Source organism: Mycoplasmopsis cricetuli ATCC 35279 (assembly GCF_000526955.1).
GTDB classification, from domain to species: domain Bacteria; phylum Bacillota_I; class Bacilli_A; order Mycoplasmatales; family Metamycoplasmataceae; genus Mycoplasmopsis; species Mycoplasmopsis cricetuli.
In genome coordinates this window covers 25091-50546 of record NZ_JAHB01000006.1, presented here as the reverse complement: position 1 = coordinate 50546, position 25456 = coordinate 25091, and the positions used below count along the sequence as shown (strand labels likewise).

Below are 25456 nucleotides of genomic sequence, written 5' to 3'. Positions count from 1 at the left end.
TGAACCATTTCTTTTGATTTGAATTGGACTTGTTAGACTAGTTGAAAAAAATCTAGTTTTAAGAGTTGTATTTGATTGATTGTTTGGAGAATTGTCAATTCATATTTTTTTGCCAGTATCATCACTATTTTTAATTCTAAGTTCTTTGAATGTATATTTTCTTCCACCTTTAAGTGTATTTTTGTCTATATCAAAAATAACTTTGGTTTTGTTGTTAGATTGTGAAATTTTTGAATTAGTATTTAGTGAAACAAAAGAAGTAGTAATTTCGGATTTACCAGTTGCAGAAGCTAAATCAATGTATTCAAATACCATTTGAACTTTTTTATCTTTTAGTGCATTTGGAATTTCTGGAGTAAACTCTCATTCAATTAAAATTGGTTCATTAATAGTACTTTATGAACAATAATTTAATTATTTTTAATAAAAAATATCCAAAAAAAATAAAAAAAGCCTAATTGGCCTTATTTTTATTATTTGAAGTATTAATTTTTAACTAAATTGTAAGGTCTTACATTTTCTAATTTTGTTTCAACTGTAACATTTTTTCCAAAATTTTCAACTAAAACTTCAACTATATTTGATTTATTATCAATGCTTTTAATAGTTCCTTCAGTTCCTTTGTATGAAGAATCCACAAATACAATAATATCCCCAACTTTAATTCCATAATAATTTTTATCAGTTTCAAAATTAGTAAATGCTTCCTGTTCTTTTTTTAATGATTTATTAATTTCTTTTTGTGTAACTGGTGTTGGCTTTGCTCCTTTTCCAGATGAACCCACCAATCCAGTAACATATTGAGTGTTACGCACAACAAATCATGCTTTATCAGTTATATCCATTTTAATAAAAATATATCCTGGATACATATTTACAAATTTTATTTTATAAGCTTCACCTGCATTTTTCTTTTCAAGTTCTTTTGCAGTTAAAGTTGGTTTTTTAAAAACTTTAAAAGGTCCATTTTCAGTTGCATTGTAGTCAAAATGTTCAGAGACTTCTTCAGCAATGATTCTATTTGTTAATGATTCAACAACTAGATCTTCTTTTCCTGAAATAGTTGAAATCATATATCAATTGAATTTTTCCATAACACTCCTAAATAAGTTATTAGTTGATAAATTTTAAAATTATTTAGCATATTAAATAAAATTTTTCATTGTTTTTTATTATACATCAAAAGTACAAAAAAGTTAAATACTCTATTTAATTAGAGTGTATAAAAAAATAACAATAAAAACATTATAACTTTCTTGGCTTTTTTGTAAAATATTCATACTATGAATAAAGAGCATAAAAAATATGAAATTATTGTTGTTGGTGGAGGACATGCTGGAGTTGAGGCGGCCTTTGCTAGCGCAAATAAAGGACATAAAACAGCATTAATTATTTTTGATAAAACAAAGGTGGCTATGATGCCATGCAATCCATCAATTGGAGGCCCAGCAAAAGGTATTATTACTCGTGAAATTGATGCTTTAGGTGGAGTTCAAGGATATTTTTCTGATCTTGCAATGATTCAAATTAAAATGCTAAATGAATCAAAAGGGCCAGCTGTACGAGCTATTCGAGCTCAAATTGATAAAGAAAAATATTCAAAAATTATTTTAGAGGCTCTTGAAAATCATAAAAATATTGACATTATTGAGCATACTGCAATTGAACTTTTAATTGATGAAAATAAAAATTTTGTAGGAATTTTACTTGAAGATAATGCTAAAATTTTAGCTAAAAAAGGCATTATTACAACTGGAACTTATATGAATTCACGTATTTTGCGTGGAGATGAAGTTACTGTTTCAGGGCCTGATAATCTAAAAACTACTCCTAAATTAAGTCAATCATTGCTTAATATTGGTTTTGAACTACAAAGACTTAAAACAGGAACACCATGTCGAATTTATGCTAATTCAATAGATTTTTCACAAGTTGAAAAGGAGCAGTTGGATGATAGCGAACTTTGTTTTTCTAATCGTTCAAATATTAAAATTGATTCACAAGTATCATGTTATTTAACTTATACCAATGAACAAACTCATCAAGTAATTAAAGAAAATTTAGATAAATCATCAATGTATTCAGGTCTAATTAAAGGAATAGGACCACGTTACTGTCCAAGTATTGAAGATAAAATTATGCGTTTCCCTGATAAAGAACGTCATCAAATTTTTTTCGAACCTGAAACAGCTGATGGGGAGATTATTTATGTTAATGGTCTTAGTACATCAATGCCAATTGATGTACAAGACAAAATGATTCGCACCATTTCAGGATTAAAAAATGCAAAAATTCAAAAGTGAGGTTATGCAATTGAATATGATGCCATTAACCCAATGCAATTAAAACCTTCACTTGAAACTAAAATTGTATCAGGACTATACACTGCAGGACAAATTAATGGAACTAGCGGTTATGAAGAAGCGGCTTGTCAAGGATTGATTGCTGGAATTAATGCTGCTTTAAGTTTAGAAAATAAAGAACCATTAATATTATCGCGTTCTGATGCTTATATTGGTGTTTTAATTGATGATTTAGTAACTAAAGGTACAAAAGAACCATATCGAATGTTAACTTCAAGAGCTGAATATCGATTGCTATTAAGAAATGACAATCCAGATTTAAGACTTACTAAATATGGAAATTTAGTTGGTTTAATCACTGATGAACAATATCAAAATGTCATTGACAAATATGCTTTAATTGATAAGAAAATCAATGAACTTAATGAAACATATATTTCATCAAAAGATCCAATTGCACTTAAATACAATATTTTAAATGGGGTAAAATTAACAAAAGTTATAGCGCGTCCAGATGTTGATGCAAAATTAATTTTAGGTGATTTTCCTTACATTAGTGAACTAACAACTAAAATACGTTTAGATGGATATATTAAAAAACAACAACAACAAGCAAAAAAAATAACTAAACTTGATAATTTTTCAATTCCTATTAATTTAGATTATAGTGCCGTGCAAAATTTAGCAATTGAAGCAAAACAAAAATTAGAACAGATTCGCCCTTTAACTGTTGGACAAGCATCACGAATTAGTGGAATTAATCCAGCAGATATTCAGATGTTAATTTTTCACATTCAAACTAAGCATCAAAAATAATGAAGCTAAATATTATAGCAGTTGGTAGTTTAAATAAGCATTTTCAGTTTTTGTATGATGATTATTTAAAAAAAATTTCTTCTTTTGTTAAGATTAATTTGATCGAAATTAAAGAATACAAAAGTGAAAATATTACATTAAAAATTAAAAAAGAAACTCAAGCTATTTTGGACAAAATTCCAAAAAATTCTGAGTACATTTATTTGTCATTGCAAGGAAAACAAGTTTCTTCTGAACAATTTGGTGATTATTTTATAAATAAAGATAATTTTACTTTTATTATTGGTGGTTCAAATGGTGTTGATGAAAGTATGTTTGCAAATAAAATTGCTTTTTCAAAATTAACTTTTCCACATCAATTGTTTCGTGTAATGTTAATTGAACAAATATATAGGGCATTTACCATTAAAAGTAATCATAAATATCATAAGTAAAAAAATACTCTAAAGTTTATTTAGAGTATTTTTGTTTAATATTTACTATTTTTCATCTTCTTCATCAATATCAAGTGATTCTTCAAATGAATCTAAAATTGCTTTTTCTACAGCTTTAAGCTGTTTTTTGATTGATTTGCTAATTTTTTGATCTAGATTATCTAAATTTATAACTGATTCATTAGTTGATAATTTATCTTTAATTGAAACAAATTGTAATTTTATATCTTTAAGTTTTTCTTGTGGTTGTTCATCAGTGAAGATAATTGTTGGTATAATAATTGGACGACGACGCTTTTTCTTGTAAAAAAGACCTTCTAAACGATTTTCAATTATTTGTTTTAGTTCATCAATAGTTCAATTTGTTTTATTTTTAATAATATATAAAACTGCTCCATGAGCTACTCTTTTTGATTCTTCAACTAGTTCTTTTGAATTTTTTACAAAAAAACTTCCTCGAGTTATAACTTGTGGACGAGAAACAATTTGATTTCGTTTGCGATCAATTACAAATGAAATATTAACAAAACCACTATCTTTTAATTGTTCACGTTGTTGTAAAATTTTTCCAACAATATTAAGTACTGAATTCCCGTGAATATACACTGGTCCAAAATTTATTTTTTCCTTAGTTGGAATAATTTTTTTATTTTCAAGATTGTAAACAATTCCTTTTTCAATTATAATTACGTTTTCAGGTTTTACTCCATTTTCAATAGCAGTTTGTCCATGAGCAACACTCATGCGATATTCACCATGATAAGGAAGAAAATATTTAGGTTTAGTTAATTGAAAAATTTTATCATGTTCTCAACGATAAGCATGTCCTGAAGTGTGTAAATATCCATCTGGACCATTTTCTTTGATAATGGCTCCTAATTTATACAAACGATTAACTAAAAGTTCAATTACCATTCTATTACCTGGAATTGGTGATGAAGAAAATAAAATTAAATCACCTTTTGTAACTTTAATGGTGGCATGCTTGCCATAACTCATTCTTGAAAGAGCAGCAAGTTGTTCTCCTTGTGAACCAGTGGTTAAAATTAATAAATCAGAATCTTTATAATTTGAGAGTTTCTTTTTATCAATAAAAACATCATTTGGTACATTAATGTAACCTAATTTTCTTCCAATTTTTACTCCTTGAATCATTGAACGACCAAAAGTAATTACTTTTTTGTTTAATTTTGCTGCAAGTTCAATAATAACTTTAACTCTTGTTAAATTTGAAGCAAAGGTAGTTACAATAATTTTTTTCTTTGCATTTTTTAAATGTTTTTCAATATCAATTAAAATGTCACTTTCACTTGGAGAATGATTTGGTCTCATAGCATTAGTTGAATCAGATAAAAGTACAGTTAAGTTTTCATCACCAATTTCTTTCAAACGAGCAAAATCAGTTAAATTACCAATTGGAGTATAATCAAAACGAAAATCACCAGTACACATTAGTGAACCATTTGGAGTGCTAATGCGAACTCCAAAAGCATCAGGAATTGAATGTTGAGCTGTTCAGAAATCAACTTTAACTTTACAATCATATTCATGCACTGCAGCCTTTTCAATTTCAATAAAATCAATTTTTTTCTGAATTTTATGTTCTTCAAATTTTAATTTTAAATATTGAATTGCAATTCTTGGAGCATAAATTTTATTTAATTTAGTTTGTTTAACTAAGTAAACAACTCCACCTATGTGATCTTCATGACCATGAGTGATAAATAATCCTTCAATAATTTTTTCAGGTAGATTTAAGTAAGAATAATCTGGAATTACTCCTTTAATTCCAGTGTTATAAGTATCAGCAAATTTAATTCCAGCATCAATTATAAAAATGTGGTTATTATGTTCAACTAATAAAGTAGATTTACCAATTTCTTCAACACCACCTAATGCAATTATTCTTGTTGGTTGCATAAAATCTCCTATGTATTTTTTATGATTTAATTTAAAGTAATAATGATTAAAAAAATAAACTAGTTATTTTAATTTGTATTATTATAACAACAAAGTTTTAAAATAATAAAAACTAAATTAATTAATTAATTATTTATATAAAGTATTTTTAAAAAATGATGTAATATTATTGTTATTATGAACAAATTAAACTTAGTCATAGTTGAGTCTCCAAATAAAGTTAAAACAATTAAAAAATACTTAGGAGATGAATATGAAGTTATTGCAAGTGTTGGTCATATTATGAAACTTAAAAAAGAAGGACTATTTTCACTTGGAATTGATCTTGAAAAATGGGAACCCAAATATGTTTTAGATACAACTAAAAAAGAAATTGCCAAAACACTTAAAAATGCAGTTAAAAATTCAAATACAGTTTACATTGCAACTGACCCAGATCGTGAAGGAGAAGCAATTGGTGATCATTTGGTTAATTATTTAAAAGTAAAAGATAATTATTTTAGAATTAAATATAATGAAATAACTAAACCAGCAATTTTGCATGCCATTGATAATCCAACCAAATTAGATCAATCACTAATTGAAGCACAAAAAGCGCGTCGAATGCTTGATAGAATCATCGGTTTTCGTTTAAGTGGGCTGCTTAAAAACAAAATTTATAATTCCCCTACAACTCCAAGCGCAGGAAGAGTGCAATCAATTGCATTAAAGTTAATTATTGATCGTGAGCAGGAAATTGAAAAATTTGTTCCAGAAAAATACTCAAAATTAACTGCTATTTTTCAAAATCAAAGTTATCAGGCAAATTATATTAATTTAAACAATTCAAGTGATAAAAGAGAATGAATTTTTGAACATGAATTAAAAACAATGCAAAACTATTTTAATAGTGCTAAAAAAGAACTTATTGTTAGTGAAATCACTAAAACTGAAAGAAAAGCACCACAAGTGCAACCATTTAAGCAAGCTGCATTGTATAAGAGAAGTCCATATAATTCACAAATTACTCAAATAATTGCTCAAAAATTATATGAAGGTTATGGTGAAGGCGGACTTATTACATACCCAAGAACTGATTCAACTAGATTGAGTGAAACATTTGTAAAAACAGGACAAAATTACATTTCTGAGAAATATGGTCAAGAGTATATTTTAGACACAATTAAAGGTTTTAAAGGTGATCAAGATGCTCATGAAGCAATTCGACCAACTGATGTGTATTTGACTCCACAAAGAGTAAGAGATGTTTATCCACAAATGAGTGATCAAGAATTTAATTTATACAAATTAATTTATCAAATAACTCTTCAAAGTTTAATAAAGCAACCAATAAGAATTAACACTTCATATCTTTACCAAAATGGAAAATATTTATTTAAAAATAGTTTTTTCAAAACTAAATTTAAGGGATATTATGTAGTTATTGGAGAACCTGAAGAAATTAAAGATCCTGAATATAAACAAGGACAAATTATAGAAGTTGAAAAATTTAATTTTCAAAATCATCAAACTAAACCAGCTCCAAGATATAATGATGGAAGTTTAATTGAAGCACTTGATAATATTAAGGTTGGTCGCCCTTCAACTTTTGCTACCACTGTCAAAATAATTAAAGATCGCGAGTATGTTGAATCATTTGAAAATACACTAAAACCAACTGAGTTTGGTAAATTAACTTTAGATAAATTAATTAAATCATTTCCAAAAATTATTAATGAATCATATACAGCTGAAGTTGAAGAACAACTTGATAAAATTGCTGAAAATTTAATTGACAAAAATTTTGTGATGCAAAATTTTTGAGATAAATTTACTAAAGAGTTTGAACAAGCAAGAAATAGTATGGAAGTATCAAAAATTCAAGTTGTTGAGTTAGATGAAAATTGTCCAGATGATGAAGGGGTTTTAGTTGAACGTCGCAATAAAAAAGGGCAAAAATTTATAGGATGCAAAAATTTTCCAAATTGCACTTATACTCGAAGTATTCCTGGTCAAAATAATTTTAAATTTAAAAAGAAAAAAACCCAACAAAATAAAAAAGCAGCCTAATTAGTTGCTTTTTTAATTGATCTTTAAAATAAATTGTTGTAATATGGTAAAATTTATATAGACTTGCTTTTAAGGAGTTATATGAGAATTTCACTTATTTCTTTAGTTGGAAACTCTGATCACAATATTGAATGATATCTTCAAGATCTAGTTGAACAAGATACTCAGGATTTTGAAATTATTTTATGCATCAATAAAAATAGCCAACAAAAGAAAATTTTTGAAATTATCTCAAAATATAAAAAATTTTTTGGAAGTCGATTAATTGTTATTTTTAACACAAAAAATCATTCATATGAGCATAATTTAATCAGTTCATTTCGACTTGCAACTGGAAATTATATAACTATTTTAAATTCTGATACTACAGTCAAAAGATATTATGTTAAAGAATTAATTGCAGTAGCAGTTCAAAACAATGTTGAATTACTTGAGTACAAACCTAGATTAATTGGATCAATTCACTGAAAACCTAAAGCTCGTATGAAAGATTTTTCAGACACAGAAATTGCAAAAAATCCAAAAATTTATGCTTATGCATTTCCATTTATTTTTAATAAAGTATTTAAAAATAACTTAATTAAAAAATTTGTTAATTATGTTCCTAAAACTAAAAATGGGTCAAAAATTTGTCTTGAATTAACTTATATGTTGCTTTTGAATGCAAAAACATACAAATATATAGATAAAAGAATAGTGCGTGAATTTTATGGACCATATATTTGATTGAATACAACTAATGGAATACAAACATTTGATGAAATTGAAAAATACATTAAAATTCATAGTTTGGATATTAGTCAGGAAATTCAATATGCTAAGTATTATTACTTAAAAATAGTAATGTTAGGATTATTAACTGATACAACTTTTGTATATAGAAATTTTAAATACAAAAGAGAAATCGAACAAAAAAGAAGCGATTTATTAATTGATAAACACATTAATTATCTTAAAAAAATACAAGATAGTTCTGAATATGAAATTTTTAAAAAAGCCAATATCTACATGCTTGGTCATTCAGTGGAAACAAATTTATTAGTTCAAATGTTAAAAACAGGCAAAAAATATAAAAAAGATAAAATACTAAGTGAACTTGAATAATGTATGAAAATGTAAAATTTTGAAGGCGTATACTTATAAACTTATTGGATTTTTTAGTAGTTAGTTTGACATGTTTTTTAATTAATTTTTTATTTTTAAATACCAAAAAAGAATATAACAAAAATGGATATATTTTTTACCTAACAATAACGTTTACAATATTATTTATTCTTTGTTATTATTTTTTTATTCCCTTTTTTTGACAAAAAAGAACCTTATTTCAAGTAATTTTTAACACTAGAATTTTAAAGCAAAACAATCAAGAAATAACTATTAAAGATTTTTTTCTACGTAATTTACTCAATTGTTTTTATTGAATTTTTATTTTTATTGTTTTTTTGATTTTTTTTCATTATGATGATTTTAATAATAATTTAGAAATTGAAACTACTGTTATTAATTCATTAAGAATAAAAATTGGAATTAATTTAGAAAAAATTCTTTTTGGAATTTGACCTGCAATACAATTGCTGAATAATTTTTTGTTAATTGTAACTAAAAAAAAATTAAATTTGACTGATTACATTTCAGCTACAAAATTAGTTCTAGCAAATAAAAAGGAATTTTTAAAAAATAAAGAACAGAAATTAAAACCTTATTTTAAAGAATTACCTAAATTTGAATATATAGATAATTAAAAGGAAGGCTATGTTATTAAAAAAAATTGATGTTTTAAATGATTTAAACAAAGCACAAAAAGAAGCTGTTGAGTATTTTGATACTCCATTAAGAATTATTGCTGGAGCTGGAAGTGGAAAAACTAAAGTTTTAACTCGTAAAGTAGCTTATTTAATTAATGATTTAAAGATTTCTCCTTCAAAAATTTTAGCAGTGACTTTTACCAATAAAGCATCAGAAGAAATGAAAACAAGAATTAGTAAATATATTGAAAACAAGGAACATTTAAAAATTTACACTTTTCATTCACTATGTGCTAACATTTTAAGAAAATTTATTCATTTACTTGGTTATCCAAATAATTTTTTAATTCTTGATGAAGTTGACAAAAATCAAGTTATTTCAAAAATATACAAAAAAATTGGTCTTTCACAACAGGAAATTAGTTATAAAAATATGATTCAGTATATTTCATGAGCTAAAAATAATTACTATGATATTTATGAATTAGCTGAAAAATTAAATTTAACAATTGAAGATCCAATTATAAAAGTTTATACTGAATATTTAAACGAATTAGCAACTACTGGTTCACTTGATTTTGATGATTTAATTTGCTTAACTAATAATTTACTTGAAAACAATGATAAAGTTTCCACTTATTATAAAAAGCATTTTTCTTATATTTTAATAGATGAATTTCAAGATACATCAAAAATGCAATATAATATAATCAAAAAAATTTCAAATGAAAAAACACATCTTACAATTGTGGGAGATCCTGATCAGACTATTTATAATTGAAGAGGTGCAGATGTTAATTTGATTTTAGATTTTGATCAAGAATATCCAAACAGTAAAACAGTGGTTCTTGACTTAAATTATCGTTCAACTAAAAAAATTTTAGATGCAGCCAATAAGTTGATTCAACACAATAAAATTCGTTTTAGTAAAAATTTAATCACTCCAAATGAAGAAGGAACTGATATTGAATTTTATCATGGATTTAGTGTTGAAGCTGAGGCCCGTTGGGTTGTACAAAAAATTAATGAACTAAAAAAGCAAAAAAATCAACTTAAGAATATTGCTATTTTATACAGATCTAATTTTTATTCTCGCCCATTTGAAGAGGCACTAATTCAAGAAAATATTAATCATAAAATATTTAATGGAATTAAATTTTTTCATCGCTCAGAAATTAAGGATACTATAGCTTTTTTAAGGGTTTTTTATGATGGTTCAGATATTGCTTTGCAAAGGATTATTAATGTTCCTTCAAGAGGAATTGGAGAAATTACTTTAAATAAATTACTTGAATATTCTAAAAAAATTGGAAAAACCTTATTTAATACTTTAATTGAAAATTGAAAAGAACTTCCTTTTAAAAAAGCTTTTATAAGTGAACGAATTTTTCCTTTTTTAAAATTAATTACCAGAGCTAAAAAAGCTTTAGAAAAGAATGAAATTCATAAAGTTATTGATTGATTTTTAAAGCAAATTCATTATTATGAGCATATTGAGAATAATAAAAATATTCGAGGTTCAGCAGTTGAAAATGTTAAAGAATTAATTCAATCTATTCAAACATGAGAAAAGAAAAATCCTAATTTAACATTGGGTGATTATCTAAATATGGTTTCACTTCTTTCTTCAACTGATGACTTTGACAGCTCAAATAATTTTGTTTCACTGATGACCATTCATTCAGCTAAAGGACTTGAATTTGACAATGTTTTTATTGTAGGATTAAGTGAAAGAATTTTTCCAAATATAAGACATAAAACCATTGATGCTAAAAAATATAAAAATTTAACCCAGATTGAATCAACCATTGAAGATGAAAGACGACTTGCTTATGTAGCAGTTACTAGAGCAAAAAAAAATATTTTTATTAGTGACTCTAGAGGATATTTGCTTGGAAGTCAAGAACCTAAACAACCTTCACGTTTTATTAAAGAAATGGGAATTGACATTAATGAAATTATTATTTCAAAAAGTTTTGATAATTTAGATGAACAACTTGAAAATAAACCTAAAAAACAAAATAAATTTATTGTTGGAGATATTATTTCACATGTTACTTTTGGTGAAGGAACGGTTACAAATGTCATAGGTAGTGAAATAGTTGTTAAATTTATTAAAGATAAAAAGGAGAAAACCTTAAATAAAGATCATCCTTCAATTAAGGTTATTTCAAGATAATGATTTACATACTAATTATCATCACTGGAATTATTCTTTTTATTTTGATTGCATTTGTAGTTTTATTTTTAATTGTCTTATTTTATTTTAGAAGTTTTTCTGGAGTAATTTTTTTTAAAATTGATAATATTAATAAACGTGTAATTAGAATTTCAGATAAATATTATTTATTATCAACTATTTTTGATGCAAAAAAAACAAAATTTCAAACTTTTAATTATATTCCAATGGGAAATTTTTGAACTTTTTTTGATGCAAATACAATTATTAAGATTAAAAAATTTATTGAACTTTCTAATGAACATGAAGATGCATTAGAAATTAAAATAACGCAAGATAATTTGAAAAAAAATAAAATTAATTTAACTTTTTTAGAAAAAATTATTCTTTTTTTAGATCATAAATTTCAATATGAAACTAATTATGTATTAAAAATTTTCACTAAAAAAAATGGAATATTTTATTGTTCAATAAATTGGCAAAAAAATAAACTTTTTAACAATGATAGTTCAAAAAATGTTATACAAAATAAAAAGCATTTTAAAAATATTTTCTTAAATAATATTGTTGTTGCATTTGCACTAAAACCATATTATTATATTAATAAAATTCAAGGTGATGAAATCATTGACATTTATGATCATTTTTTAATTCCTTATAAAAAAACAATTGTTGATATTCGAGATGGTTTTATTTATTTTGTTTTCAAGAAAGGAAATAAATATAAATATCGTTTTTTACTCGAAAATATAAATAAAATTAATCGCAATTCACAAGCATCAAAATATTTTTTAGCAGCAACTATTTTTACTGAAGGTAAAATTAAAACTCTCGAGGAAGAAAATATTTTAATCAATAAAATTAAGTATTCATTGTATCACATTTTAAACAATCGAAATGAGTTTAAAAAATATATTAATTTACCCAAAAATATAGTACAAAATTCTGAATTTAAAACATTTGTGAACAATTATAATGAATATGTTAAAAAAAATAATGATGAAGAATTTCAATTAATATTAAAAAAAATTAAAACATATCAAAAACACAATGATTCAATTATTTCACTTTTAAGTGTTTTTCCTATTGGAATGGATATCCAAGAAGTTGATTTCTTTTTAAATATTCCTTATTTGAACTATTTATATGAAAGCAAATGATATGAATATATTAAAAATAGCAATTACATTTTAATACAAAAAAATAAAAATAATATCACTTCAAATATGGTTAAAGTTTCTCAAGAAGTATTCTTAAAATCAGAAATTCAAATTGCTAATATTTCACCAACTTATTTAGTTTATGCATATTCAAATTTATTTAATTACGAAAAACTTCAAGAAAAAATCAATTTTAACCACAATTTTAATGTTTATACTGCACTTTATGTTGATACTATTAACAAACCATTAATTAATATTATTAGTTACACTAAATTAAAACTAATTGTTATTGGAAAAAAAATTACTAGTAATTTAAATCGTGTTGAAGTGTTTTATGATTGTATTAATATTGTTGAACTTGCTAAAAAAAACAACATTAAAATTGTTTATGAGGATCCAAACTTGAATTTAGATCCTTTAATTGTTGAAAAAGCTAATATCAAAGCCTATTATCTTAATTCAAATTATAAAAAAATTTAAAAAAAGTTTATTTTAACATCTAGTTTACTAGATGTTATTTTTTAAAAAAATTATCATTAATATTTTAATTTATACAAAAAAGGTAAAATATGATTATGAATAACCATTTAATTTTGCACACTAACACTGAATATTCATTTTTAAGTTCAACTATTCGCATAGAAAGTTTATTTAAACTAGTTAAGGAAAAAAAACTTTCAGTAATTGCACTAACTGATAAAGAAAACCTTTTTGCTCTACCAATGTTTTTAAAATTCTCACAAGATAATAATTTAAAATTATTAATTGGAATTGAACTTAATTTAAGTGAAGGTTTTACAGTGATGGTTTATGCAAAAAATTATTTAGGATATACTAAATTAAATGAATTTATTTTAGTTCGCTCAGAAAAAAAAGAGATTTCTTTTTATGAACTTGAAAATGAAAATTTACTTGTTGTTAATCATTTTGAAAATGGATTAAAAAACAATTTTCAGGGGAAAATAATTAAGAATTTTTATTTTAATGATTTAAATACAGTTCAAAATTGACCTACAGTTTATGCTCCCACTAAAAAAATTTTAAATAAAAATGATAATGAAATTTTGTCTGTTTTAAACAATATAGCTCAAAATCCAAATGATAACAATTATTACAATGATTATTATGATCCTGATGAATTTAATTATGTTTCACAAGATGTTTTAAAACAAATGAATGATTTTGTTGAATTAATTGAACCAATTGAAATTTCATCTGAGATTAAAATTATGTCTTTTAAAAACAAAGAAGAGCAATTAAAAAAATCAATTAATAAAATTAAATATCAAAAATTAATTAAAAAATATGGCAAAAATATTATTGATACGCGAATTAAATATGAATTTGATACCATTAAAAAACTTGGTTTTATAGATTATTTTTTAATTATTAAAGATATTTTAGATTATGGACGTACTCAAAAAATTGAAATAGGACCAGGAAGAGGAAGTTCTTCAGGATCAATTATTGCTTTTTTGTTAGATATTACTAATGTTAATCCAATTGAGTATGGACTTTTATTTGAGCGATTTTTAAATGTTGCCCGTGTATCATTACCTGATATTGATATTGACATTCAAGATGATCGGCGTAATGAAATTATTGATTATATAGGAAAACGTTTTGGCAAGGAAAATTGTGCTTTAATTTCAACATTTCAAACTTTAGCATCAAAGTCATCGCTTCGAGATGTTGGAAGAGTGTTAAAAATCCCTCTTAGTTATATTGATAAAGTTACCACTTCATTAAATGCAGTTGATAGTTCTCTTGAAATAGCTTATGCTAAAAATACAAAATACAAATTATTGGTTAATAAATATCCTAAATTACATGAATATGCTTCTAAAATTGAAGGATTACCAAGACAAAGTGGAATTCATGCTGCTGGAGTAATTATTTGCAATCAAAGACTAACAAATATAATTCCAGTTCGAGCAAATTCATATTCATTAAATCAAGTTGAATTTGAAATGACTAATTTAGAACAATTTGGATTGATTAAAATTGATTTTTTAGGTTTAAAAAATTTAACTATTATTCAGCAAATTGAGTCTCAACTTCAAGAGCAATTTCAATTTGATCAAGTAATTGATTTAAATTTTAATCCATTTAATGATAAAATTACTTTTGATTTAATTAACACATTAAACACTGATGGAATTTTTCAGTTAGAATCTCCTGGAATGCGTAATGTCATTCAAACAGTTCATGTGGATACTTTTGAAGATATTTATGCTATTATTTCACTTTTTCGTCCTGGACCAAAAGAATTTATTCCAGATTATGCAAATGTTAAATTTGCAAAACAAATAATTCACAAAATTCATCCAATTTATGACAAAATTGTAGCTTCAACCTTTGGAATCATTGTTTATCAAGAACAAATTATGGAAATAGCTCAACAAGTTGCCAAAATGTCTTTTGTTGAAGCTGATTTACTCCGAAGAGCTATTTCAAAAAAAAATGTTGCTGATATGAATCGTTATCGAGAGTTATTTTATCAAAATGGTTTACGTAACAATATCAATTTACAAACACTTGAACTAATTTACAATCAAATTGAAAAATTTGCTCTATATGGGTTTAATAAAGCTCACGCAGTAGCTTATTCATTCATTGCATACAAATTAGCTTTTTATAAAGCTCGTTATCCTGAAATTTTTTATAAAGTTATTATTGATAATAGTATTTCTGATTTATCAGCTATTAAAAAAATTTCATTGGTTGCTAAAAAACATAACATAGAGGTTTATTCTCCTAAAATTAATAATTCATATTTTAAAAGTGAAATTTTATGAAAAACAAACCAAGAGAATTCTAAAATTCAATTACCTTTAATTGTAATTAAAGGAATTGGGGCAGTAGCAGTTGAAAAAATTTACAATGAAATTAAAACACATGGAAAAATTGATAATTTTTTTACAGGAGTTCTACGTTTAAGAATTGCATCAATTGGATATTCAGTTATTGAAACATTAATTAAGGCTAATGTTTTTAGAGAATTTGGAAATATTACTGAATTACTTGATGCTCTTTTGACAATTGAAAATGGTTATAAAGTATATAAAAAAATTCATGACAAATCAAATAAATCAATTCAAGAAAAACTTGAAAAGTTTTATTCAGATACTGACTTTCCTAACAAAAAAATTAATGCTAAAAATTTAGATCTTGATTTAGAAATTAAATGTGAAAAAGAATTTTTAGGAGCAATTTATAATGCTTTTCCAACAAAAAAATATGAGAAGAAAATCACTTTGGGAACATTAAAACCAAGTCAAAATGAATTTTTATATGTTTTTTTAGAATCTGTGAAAAAAAACATTAAGGGTAAAATAATTGCTAGAGTATCAGATTCAACAAATTCTGTTGATGCATTTATTTTTAATACATACGCACAAGATTTAATTGATTACAAAAACCCAAGAATTATTTTAATTAACATTAGTTTTTCAGAAAAAGGTTATTACATAATAAATAGTTGACAAGAGGTAATAAATGAATAAAAAGATTCTTTTAATTGATGGAAATTTTTTAATGTTTCAGTCTTTTTATGCTTCATATAGTGGCGACTTAACTAAAATAATGCGCACAAAAAATGGAACTCCAACTAATGCAATTAATTTATTTTTGCTTCAACTATGTCGTTTGCTTAAAAGTTTAAAACCTGATTATTTATTTATTGCTTTTGATGCTAATTCAAAAACAAAACGTCATGATATTTTTCCTGAATATAAAGCTAATCGAATTAAAGCCCCAGAAGATATTTTTTTGCAATTTAAATTAATTAAATTAATTTTAAATAAACTAAATATAGCTCATTGAGAAATACCAGGAGCTGAAGCTGATGATTTAATTGCTACAGCAACAAAAAAATTTTTTCACCAAAAATTTATTTTTTCACGTGATAAAGACTTATTGCAATTAGTTGATCAAAATACATCGATTATTTTTCGTGGAAAACATGATTATGAATTTATTAATTATAAAAATTTTGAAACTATTTATAGCATCAAACCTAGTCAAATCCCTGATTTTAAAGGTCTTAAAGGCGATCCAAGTGATAACTTACCAGGAATTAAGGGAATTGGTGATAAAACAGCCATTAATTTACTTAAAAATTTTCAATCATATGAAAACATATTTAATAACATTAATTCAGATTTAATTTCTAAATCAGTTAGAGAAAAACTTTTAACTGGTAAAAAACAAGGAAATATGTCTTTAGAATTAGCTAAATTAAATTATGATGTTAAAGAATTTGAGTATGAAATTGAGGATTTAATAATTAATTTAGATCTTCAGAAAGCAAAAGATATTTTAAAAGAACTTGAATTAAATGTTGTATTTAAATTTTTAAATGAGTATCTTCAAAATCAAGAGGAATAAATGATTGCCATCACAGGAAAACCATGTACTGGAAAAACTTATTTTTTAAATCTTGTTCAAAAATTAGGATACACCATTTTTAATGGTGATGACTTTGTACTTAATTTATATAAAGATATATCATTTGTACATTTTTTGAAAGAAACTAAATTTAATTTTTTAATTGAACATGAAAAAGTTTCTAAAGAAAAAATTAGACAAATAGTAATTAATGATTACAAATTATTTGATGAATTTCAAGCTATTGTACATAAAAGAGTGTATCAGCATTTAAATAAAAACAAATATGATTTTATTGAAATTGCAGCATTACATAGTTTGCATAGTAATTTTATTAAGTTTGTTACTAAAATTATTTTTTTACACACTGATGAAAAAACTCGACTTGAGAATTGCCGCAAACGAAATGTTTCTGATAAGCAAATGAAAATTTTAGATACTTTATTTAATGATCATTATACTAATAAAAATAATTATCAAAATATTCAAATAATTCAATTAAATTTAAAAGATATTAATACTTTAAAAGATATTAAAAAAATACTAAAATACAATGTTTTTAATAGTAAGAAATAGAAATTATTTTTTATCAAATAAGCAAGTTTGAAAAAATTTTGAAATTGTGAATAACTAACTATTTTTTTTAAAAGTTAGTTTTTTTATTCTTTTTTGACTTAAAAAAAAGCTTTTCAACAAAATTATTAATGTGTATATCTTATTAATAAAATGCTAGTATCTAAAAAAAGATAGTTTCTTTTAAAAAAATATTTTTTAGTAATTTAAAATTTCTATGCAATCATAAAAAAATGGACAAAAAATTAGTAAGGAAGTAAAATGAAAAATATTATTTATAATTATTTAACAGTTGAAAGAGGAGAAGAATTAACCTCATCAGATAATGATAGTATTATTAAATTTTATCTTCCGCTTTTAGGATCAGAATCAGTTACTTTATATAATTTTCTGTCATCAAAAGTTAAAGAAAATCCTCTTTTTTATTTTGAATATAATCTTGAAACTCTTTATTTACTTTTAAATACAACCAAAGAAAAATTTGAAAATTCTCGTAAAAAATTAGAAGCAATAGGCTTGTTTAAGACTTTTAACAATCATAAAGATTCACGTGTTGTTATTTCAATTAAACGCCCATTAAATCGTGAAGAAATTAATAAAAATACTATTTTAAAAAATGCATTATATAATAATTTGGGAAAAGAAATTGTAGATAATTTGCTTGAAAATAAAGCTAAAAAAACTAGTTTACATAAAGAAAATTTTGAAGACATTAGTGCGCATTTTTTAGATGTTTTTGCAGATATTGAAATTGCAAATAAACCTAAAAGTGTTGATTTTATAATTGGTTATGGTAAAACAATTAAAAATGAATTACCTTTTTTAAAATCACAAAATAACATTGAGTTAAAAACTCAACTAAATTTAATCAATAGTTCAATTGAAAATGAATACGAAGCATTACTTAAATATAACAATGCAGATTTTTTTAAATATTTAACAAAAACACCTTCAAGTGAGTTAGAACAAAATATTATTTCTCAATTAAATAAGTTAACAGATGATTTTAAAATTATTAATTTAGTAATGCTTATTTCATTTTTACATAACAATGGTTCAATTAATTGAAAACAAATTAATAGTATTTTAAATGAGTTAAACAAGCGCAATATCTCTAATTTTGAGGCTTCTGAAAATTATTTAGATGGTAAATTCACTAATTCAAGTAATTATAAATTAACTATTGCAAAGAAAAATTTCATTAAAACAAATTATTTAAGGTCATTGTAATAAATTGAGGTTTTATGGAAAAAGAACAAATTGAACAAGAGAAAAAAAAGATTGTTAATCAAGCTAAAAATGATCCATTTTTAGCAAAAATAATTTTGCAAAACAACATGAATGATGGTGAAATTTTTTTGAAATATATTGATTTAATTGATATAAAAATGCGCTCACTTGAACCGGAAAAATATATCACTGAAATTGAAATTAAACGCAATGAAAAAGGAGAATTAGTCACTGAATATTTTTACGCTAACAATAATAAAGCACGTGATTATCTAATTAAAAATAATATTTTTTTTAGTAATTTAGGTGGAGTTAAATATAAAAAATTTTTTACAGAAATTAATGTTGATGAAAATAATTTTTTTGATTTATATAAATATCAAGAAAAATTTAAAAGTAAAATTTTTGATCAAAAATTTTTAGATACTCTTAAAGGAATTTTTTTACACTCAAACAATGAAGCTAATAAAGAAAGACTACTTTCAAGTATTGCAAATAATTTAGCTTATGCTAATAAAAAAGTTGCTTATGTAAATATTTTTTATTTAATTTTTGAAGTTAAAAAAACTTTTGGTTCAGCTAAATTAACTGAAGAATTTTTTTACATTGAAGAATTAATTGACATTGATGTTTTAATTTTAGATGGAATTGGATCAGATTGATTGCCAATGTGATTTTTACCATCATTGATAAAAATTTTAGATTTTAGAGAACGTAAAAATAAATTGACTTATTTTGGATCAGAGATTCCTTTAAATGATATTGAAAAAAATATTGATAATCCTAAAAAAGATTTATATGCTTTAAAAAGAATTAATCGCTTAAAAAAAATAATTAATTCATTGATAGAATGTGAGGTTTGAATTGAATAAAAAATTAAAAATAATTCTTGCAGGGACTCCTGAATTTGCAGTTCCTGCTTTTGAAGCTATTATTAAAAATTTTGATGTGCAAGCCATTATTTCACAACCAGATAAACAAGCAAATCGTGGATATAAACTAATTGAAACTCCAGTTAAAAAATTAGCACAAAAACACAACATTTTACTTTTTCAGCCTGAAAAAATTTCTCAAATATATGATCAATTGACTATGATTGATTTTGATATTTTACTCACTTGTGCTTTTGGTCAATATATTCCTAGCAATATTTTAAAATTACCTAAAAAAGCAGCGCTAAATATTCATGGTTCTCTATTGCCTAAATATCGAGGAGCAGCTCCAATTCAACATAGTTTATGAAATGGAGATGATAAGACAGGATTAAATTTAATCTACATGACTAGTAAAATGGATGCGGGAAATATTATTAAAGAAATACAATTACAAATTAATGAAATTGATACTAGCAAAAGCATTTTTGACAAACTTTCACTTTTAGCAGGTCAAGTAATTGTTCAATGATTAAATGATTTTAATTCAGGAAATTTCAATGAAATAATTCAGGATGAAAATTTAGTTACTTTGGCACCTAAACTTTTAAAAGAAGACGCTTTTTTAGAATCAACTTTAACAGTTGAACAAGCATTTAATAAAATTAGGGCCTTTAGCACCAATCCTGGAGCATATTTATATGTAAACAACAAGCGTGTGAAAATTTTTTATGCTTTTAAAAACCCAATTAAAAATGCTTTAAAACTTTCTTTTTCAAATGGAAATTTATATGCTAGTGATTATCAATTTGAATCTAAAAAAAGAATCACTTTATCTATTAAATAATTAAAATTACTTGATTAACTTTGCTAATTTAATTTTTTGTTTTTTGCAATAATTTTATATACTTTAACTAAATTAAGATTAAATTATGATTTTAATTGGTAAAGTCAAATTAAAAGAGAGGAAACAAAATGAAAAAAGTTGCAATTAATGGTTTTGGAAGAATTGGTAGATTGTTTTTAAGATCTTTAATTCAAACCAAAAACAAAGATATTAAGGTTGTAGCAGTAAATGATTTAACAGATGCAAAAACACTTGCTCATTTAATTAAATATGATACAGCATTTGGAAAATTACCAGTTGATGTAGTAGCTGAAGAATCAGCTATTATTGTTGATGGAAACAGAATTGAAGTGTATGCTGAAAGAGATCCAAAAATGCTTCCTTGAGGAAAACTTGGAATTGATTTAGTTATTGAATCAACAGGAAGATTTACCAAAAAAGATCTAGCTGCTCAACATATTGAAGCCGGAGCAAAAGCTGTAGTTATTTCAGCACCTGCTGGATCTGATTTAAAAACTGTTGTTTACAATGTAAATCATAACATTATCACTAAAGAAGATACAGTTATTTCAGCTGCTTCATGTACAACCAATTGTCTTGCACCTATTGTTAATGTACTTGTTAAAAATTTTGGTGTTAAAAAAGGATGAATGACTACAGTGCATTCATATACAGGAGATCAAAGACTTCAAGATGCTCCTCATAGTGATTTACGTCGTGCAAGAGCCGCTGCATTAAATATGATTCCAACTTCAACAGGAGCTGCAAAAGCACTTGGTCTTGTAATCCCTGAAGCAGCAGGAATTTTAGATGGATCAGCTATTAGAGTTCCAACCATTACAGGTTCATTGGTTGAACTTGTGGTTGAACTTGATAAACAACCTTCTGTAGAAGAATTGAATGCAACATTTGAAAAAGCCGCAAATGAAAGTTTAAAATATGAAACTGTACCAGTTGTATCATCAGATATTATTGGTTCAAAATACGGTTCAATTTACGATTCAGAATTAACTAAAATTGTAAAATCAAAAGATGGAAAAAATCTATATCATATCTCAGCATGATATGATAATGAAATGTCCTATGTTTCACAACTTGTAAGAACTGTTTCATATTTTGCTAAATTAAAATAATTTAAATATAAAACAACCTTTACCAGGTTGTTTTTATTTATTTTATTTTTTATTATGACATAGTTGAAAGTATTCATAATGAATTTAAAAAAATAATTCAATTTTCACTGTTTTTTAACTTATTTAATCTATCATTAAAAGCTAGAATATTATTTTCTAGAAAAATTTCTTTATTAGAAAAAGAAATTGAATTGTTTTTAATTAAATTTAAAATTTGTTCATTTAAAATATTTTTCTGTTCTTCATTTGATAGTTCAATTCAATTATTTTTTAAATTTTCTTTACAAGCTATCAAAAGAAGATTATCTAATTCATTTGATTTAATCATAAATTGGCTTGAATTAGCAAAAAAGGTTAAATTTTTATCTGATAATTTTGCTTCATGGCAAAAAATATTGTTTTCAATTTTTAATGAATGATCAAGGGTTCAATTAAAATCAAACTCAAATAAAAATAAAATTAATTTTAAATAAGTGATAGCAAATTTGCTTGTTCCAAACTTAAAAAGTTGTGCTTTTAAAATCATTTTAAAAATTAATGCACAGAATTCAAAAATTTTATCTTTTTCAAAATAATTATTTTTTCTAAAAAAATTAGTTAAAAATATTTCATAATTTTGATTATTATTTTTATATTTTAAATTTATAGAATTATTAATTTTGGTTTTTGATAGTTTTGCGATTTTAATTGATTCATCAACTAAAGTTTTAGATAAAAATTTAATTTCTGATTCAGTTAAATTAATCATTTTTCTCCTGTTTAATTATTTTTAAATATTTTATTTACTTATTTGTTTGTTGATAAATTTAGAAAAAATTAAATAAATTGATAAAGGTATCATCAAAGAAAACACAGCACCAGCTGCTTGCACATTTAAAAATGTATTCCCCAAAGGAGTTTGACCTAAATTTTTAAATCATAAAGTAATATTTTGGTCTTTTGTTCCATACATTAAAAAACTAGGTCATAAATAATCATTTCAGACATTAATAACACTAAAAACAACAATTAAAAAATATGACATTTTTAATCTTGGAAAATAAACTAATCTAAACTTGTCATATGAACTTAAATTATCATTTAAAATAACTTGATTTTTTTCTTTTTTTACTTTTTCAATATTTTTAAATAAATAAACAAGTAAAAAGTATGAAAAAATAGTATTAGTAGTTAATGTTAAAGGAAAATAGTTGGCATTTTTTATATCCAATAAATCAATTACTGTTTTAAGTCCTATATATAAACTAAATTCAGGTACAACAGTTGTTAATAAAATTAATGCTAAAATTATTTTTTTTAGTTTTTCAGAAATATTAATTAATACAATTGATATAAATGAATATATTATTATTCGTAAAAAAATCATAGTTAAAATAGCAAAAAAAGTTAGTAAAAGTGATTTTAAAAGATTTGAATTAAAGATTTCTTGATAATTTGTGGGATTAAAAACTCAATATAAAACAGGAAATTTTTTATCGATAAATTCTTGTTTAGATAAAAAAGAAAACAGCAATAAATAGTAAATTGGAAACAATAAAATTAACACTATAATTATGATAATCAAATATTTAGCTAATTCTTTTATTATTTTTGTAAAAAACATTAATTCTCCTTACTCAATAAAAAAATTTTTTAATATTTTTAGGTTTTAACATAAAGAAAATTAAAAGTAAAAATAAAATATAAATAATTGAAATAACACTTGCTGCAGATGCTTTAGCAAAATCTAAATTTATTGATCCATCAAGAGGGATTATTTTACCATATATATAACTTGATAAAGTATGTCCACTAATTCTTTCTAAATTGGCATCAATAATTGCAGGCGGAAATAAAAAAAATGAAAAAATTAAATTAGTTATAAATATTGTTGCTAATGTATGATTTATTTCTTTAAAATAAACAATTTTGATTTTGTCATACAAACTTAAATTATCAATTTTAATATTTTTTTCATAAGTATTGTGTGATCTTTGAATTGAAAAAACAAATAACACAGTATTAAAAGGGATTGATCTTCAAAGTTGAAATATTAAATACAATCAAATAATGTCAATTCTAGGTTCACCAACAAAACTTTTATCACTATTGAAAAAATATTTAAATGCTATATTTTTTTCACCAAATAAATAACTAAATGTAATTCCAATAGCAAAAGAAGACACAAAAAATTGAGAATAAATTGTTGTTATTCAAATATTTTTACTTAATTTTGAACTTAAGGAAAAAATCACTAATGCTAAAAATAAAGATATAACTAATGAGAGTGGAGTTGCAATAAAAAATAATAATGTTGAATTTCGAGTTGCTATTTTAAATTGATTATCATTAAATATGCTTAAAAAGTTTTCAATTCCATGAGTATAGTTAATTTTATCTATAGGAGAGTAAACACGAAAAGATTTATCAATTGTATATAAAAAGGGTAAAAAATTAAATACAATAAAAAACAAAATAAAAATTATTAAAGAAAATCAAAATAATGTTTTTTTATTTTTATTATAAAAAATGTTAAATAGTTTTATTTTATTCATTGTTTAAATAATATCTTTCTTCATTTTTTTTATTAAAAATTAATAATTTTTTTGAATCATAAATTAATTCTACAAAATCACCAATATTTAAATAATCTTCTTTTGAAGTAATTTTTATTATATTATCTTCATTTTTTATTTTTAAATCATACAGTCATAAATCACCTAGTGATTTTTTATCAATAATTTGCCATTTTTTATTATTAGTAGTTTTTACTACATTAAAATCGCTACTTCTTAAGTAGTATCAAAATTTTTCATCTTCTTTCATTAAGTTAATTTCAGGAAATCCAATAAATTTAGCAACAAATAAATTTTTTGGATTTTTATATAAATTTTCACTTTTATCAAATTGTTGTAACTCTCCATTTTTTAAAATTAAAATATAATCACTTATTTTCATAGCATCTAGTTGATCATGAGTGACAATAACAATTGATAAATTGTATAAATTTTTAATTTTTTTTAATCAATTAATTGTTTGTTCTTTAATTTTTGCATCTAATGCTGAAAATGGTTCGTCCATAATAATAATTTTATTTTTTTTAATAATTGATTTAGCAAATGCTACTCTTTGTTTTTCTCCCCCTGACAATTCATGAGGTTTTTTATTAATAATTTTTTCAATTTCTAATTGTTTTGCAATACTTATTAGTTCATTGTTGAACATTTTTTTTAATTTATAATTATGAACAAATCATAAAAGTGTTTTTAAATCATTTATTAAATAAAAAAATAATTTAAACACTAACAATTTTTCATATCAATAAGTTTTCTTATATTTTTTTTCAGATGTATAAGAGGTTAACTTAACAAGCATTTTTGTGATTGTTTTTTGAAAATAAAAATTTTTTTCCAGAAATGTTTTTAAAAATTTAATTTTTTTATTGTATTTTCAACTAAAAGAATTTTTGGCACTTACATAAATATTTTCTTTTGCACTAACACCTTCATATAAACTATGTTGTTGCATAATATAACCAATTTCACTTGGAATAGAACTAACCTCAATTTCACCTTTTTTAGCTTTTAAAAAACCAACTATTAAATTTAATAAAGTTGTTTTCCCACTTCCTGATGGTCCCAGTAAAGTTATGATTTTATTTTTAGGCAAAACTAAATTATCAATTTTCAAATTAATTGAATTTTTGCTATATTTAAAATTTAGTTTTTCTATTTTTACTAAAAAATCATTTTTATTCATATTTTTATAAAGTACTAATAAAAAAATAAAACATTAAAAATCTTTGAAAATGAATTCAAAAATTT

At 23.6% G+C, this 25456-nt stretch carries 21 protein-coding genes and 1 pseudogene; 15 read left to right on the top strand and 7 right to left on the bottom strand.

What is annotated here, in order from left to right:
- Both U744_RS04225 and nusG read right to left on the bottom strand, forming a co-directional pair.
- Positions 1-315, bottom strand: a 315-nt coding sequence (locus U744_RS04225) for a hypothetical protein (protein ID WP_036431829.1), incomplete at its 3' end; no start/stop codon positions are given.
- Between the two features lie 170 nt (positions 316-485).
- Positions 486-1094 carry a transcription termination/antitermination protein NusG gene (gene nusG, locus U744_RS0102295; protein WP_025755480.1) on the bottom strand — a complete coding sequence of 203 codons (609 nt, stop codon included), beginning with the start codon at positions 1092-1094 and terminating at the stop codon, positions 486-488.
- 189 nt (positions 1095-1283) lie between these two features.
- Here nusG and mnmG point away from each other — a divergent pair, with 189 nt between their 5' ends.
- Both mnmG and U744_RS0102285 read left to right on the top strand, forming a co-directional pair.
- On the top strand, positions 1284-3119 hold the full coding sequence (mnmG, locus tag U744_RS0102290; protein ID WP_025755479.1) for a tRNA uridine-5-carboxymethylaminomethyl(34) synthesis enzyme MnmG: 1836 nt from the start codon (positions 1284-1286) through the stop codon (positions 3117-3119).
- Entirely contained in the window at positions 3119-3553 is a 435-nt protein-coding gene (locus tag U744_RS0102285) for a 23S rRNA (pseudouridine(1915)-N(3))-methyltransferase RlmH (protein WP_025755478.1), read from the top strand. The genes mnmG and U744_RS0102285 overlap by 1 nt, the downstream gene beginning before the upstream one ends.
- Positions 3554-3598: 45 nt before the next feature.
- Here the strand turns inward: U744_RS0102285 and U744_RS0102280 are convergent, their stop codons facing one another.
- Positions 3599-5473, bottom strand: coding sequence for a ribonuclease J (locus tag U744_RS0102280; protein ID WP_025755477.1), 1875 nt, complete (start codon positions 5471-5473; stop codon positions 3599-3601).
- A gap of 177 nt (positions 5474-5650) precedes the next feature.
- On the opposite strand from U744_RS0102280, the gene topA reads away from it, so the two are divergent.
- From topA to gap, 13 genes and pseudogenes are all read left to right on the top strand, one after another.
- Entirely contained in the window at positions 5651-7522 is a 1872-nt protein-coding gene (gene topA / locus U744_RS0102275; protein WP_025755476.1) for a type I DNA topoisomerase, read from the top strand.
- Between the two features lie 81 nt (positions 7523-7603).
- Positions 7604-8626 carry a glycosyltransferase family 2 protein gene (locus U744_RS0102270; RefSeq protein ID WP_025755475.1) on the top strand — a complete coding sequence of 341 codons (1023 nt, stop codon included), beginning with the start codon at positions 7604-7606 and terminating at the stop codon, positions 8624-8626.
- Positions 8626-8961 (top strand): annotated as a pseudogene (locus U744_RS04900) (RDD family protein); the annotation flags it as partial. The gene U744_RS0102270 and the pseudogene U744_RS04900, both read left to right, overlap by 1 nt.
- 3 nt (positions 8962-8964) lie before the next feature.
- Entirely contained in the window at positions 8965-9264 is a 300-nt protein-coding gene (locus tag U744_RS04825; protein ID WP_156921621.1) for a hypothetical protein, read from the top strand.
- A 10-nt stretch (positions 9265-9274) separates the two neighbouring features.
- A complete protein-coding gene (locus U744_RS0102260; protein WP_084644110.1) occupies positions 9275-11446 on the top strand; it encodes an ATP-dependent helicase in 2172 nt (723 codons plus the stop codon).
- Positions 11446-13089 carry an MHO_4530 family protein gene (locus tag U744_RS0102255; protein ID WP_025755472.1) on the top strand — a complete coding sequence of 548 codons (1644 nt, stop codon included), beginning with the start codon at positions 11446-11448 and terminating at the stop codon, positions 13087-13089. Before U744_RS0102260 ends, U744_RS0102255 begins: the two co-directional genes overlap by 1 nt.
- Before the next feature lie 95 nt (positions 13090-13184).
- Positions 13185-16115 (top strand): DNA polymerase III subunit alpha, encoded by a 2931-nt coding sequence (gene dnaE / locus U744_RS0102250; RefSeq protein ID WP_025755471.1) that lies wholly within the window; start codon positions 13185-13187, stop codon positions 16113-16115.
- On the top strand, positions 16108-16998 hold the full coding sequence (locus U744_RS0102245) for a 5'-3' exonuclease (RefSeq protein WP_025755470.1): 891 nt from the start codon (positions 16108-16110) through the stop codon (positions 16996-16998). Before dnaE ends, U744_RS0102245 begins: the two co-directional genes overlap by 8 nt.
- Positions 16999-17574, top strand: a complete 576-nt coding sequence (locus U744_RS0102240; protein ID WP_025755469.1) for a nucleoside/nucleotide kinase family protein — start codon at positions 16999-17001, stop codon at positions 17572-17574. It begins immediately after the preceding gene.
- 258 nt (positions 17575-17832) lie between these two features.
- A complete protein-coding gene (locus U744_RS0102235; RefSeq protein WP_025755468.1) occupies positions 17833-18801 on the top strand; it encodes a DnaD domain protein in 969 nt (322 codons plus the stop codon).
- A gap of 14 nt (positions 18802-18815) precedes the next feature.
- Complete coding sequence (locus U744_RS0102230; protein WP_025755467.1) at positions 18816-19673, top strand: hypothetical protein; 858 nt, start codon at positions 18816-18818, stop codon at positions 19671-19673.
- Complete coding sequence (fmt, locus tag U744_RS0102225) at positions 19666-20520, top strand: methionyl-tRNA formyltransferase (protein ID WP_036431824.1); 855 nt, start codon at positions 19666-19668, stop codon at positions 20518-20520. The genes U744_RS0102230 and fmt overlap by 8 nt, the downstream gene beginning before the upstream one ends.
- Positions 20521-20648: 128 nt before the next feature.
- Complete coding sequence (gap, locus tag U744_RS0102220) at positions 20649-21653, top strand: type I glyceraldehyde-3-phosphate dehydrogenase (protein ID WP_025755465.1); 1005 nt, start codon at positions 20649-20651, stop codon at positions 21651-21653.
- A gap of 52 nt (positions 21654-21705) precedes the next feature.
- On the opposite strand, the gene U744_RS0102215 is transcribed toward gap, so the two are convergent.
- The 4 genes from U744_RS0102215 to U744_RS0102200 are packed head-to-tail and all read right to left on the bottom strand — an operon-like array spanning position 21706 to position 25391.
- Complete coding sequence (locus tag U744_RS0102215; protein WP_025755464.1) at positions 21706-22401, bottom strand: hypothetical protein; 696 nt, start codon at positions 22399-22401, stop codon at positions 21706-21708.
- 30 nt (positions 22402-22431) lie between these two features.
- On the bottom strand, positions 22432-23256 hold the full coding sequence (locus U744_RS0102210; RefSeq protein WP_025755463.1) for an ABC transporter permease family protein: 825 nt from the start codon (positions 23254-23256) through the stop codon (positions 22432-22434).
- Positions 23222-24187, bottom strand: a complete 966-nt coding sequence (locus U744_RS0102205) for a sugar ABC transporter permease (protein WP_025755462.1) — start codon at positions 24185-24187, stop codon at positions 23222-23224. Before U744_RS0102205 ends, U744_RS0102210 begins: the two co-directional genes overlap by 35 nt.
- A complete protein-coding gene (locus tag U744_RS0102200) occupies positions 24180-25391 on the bottom strand; it encodes an ATP-binding cassette domain-containing protein (RefSeq protein ID WP_025755461.1) in 1212 nt (403 codons plus the stop codon). Before U744_RS0102200 ends, U744_RS0102205 begins: the two co-directional genes overlap by 8 nt.
- Positions 25392-25456: the final 65 nt, after the last annotated feature.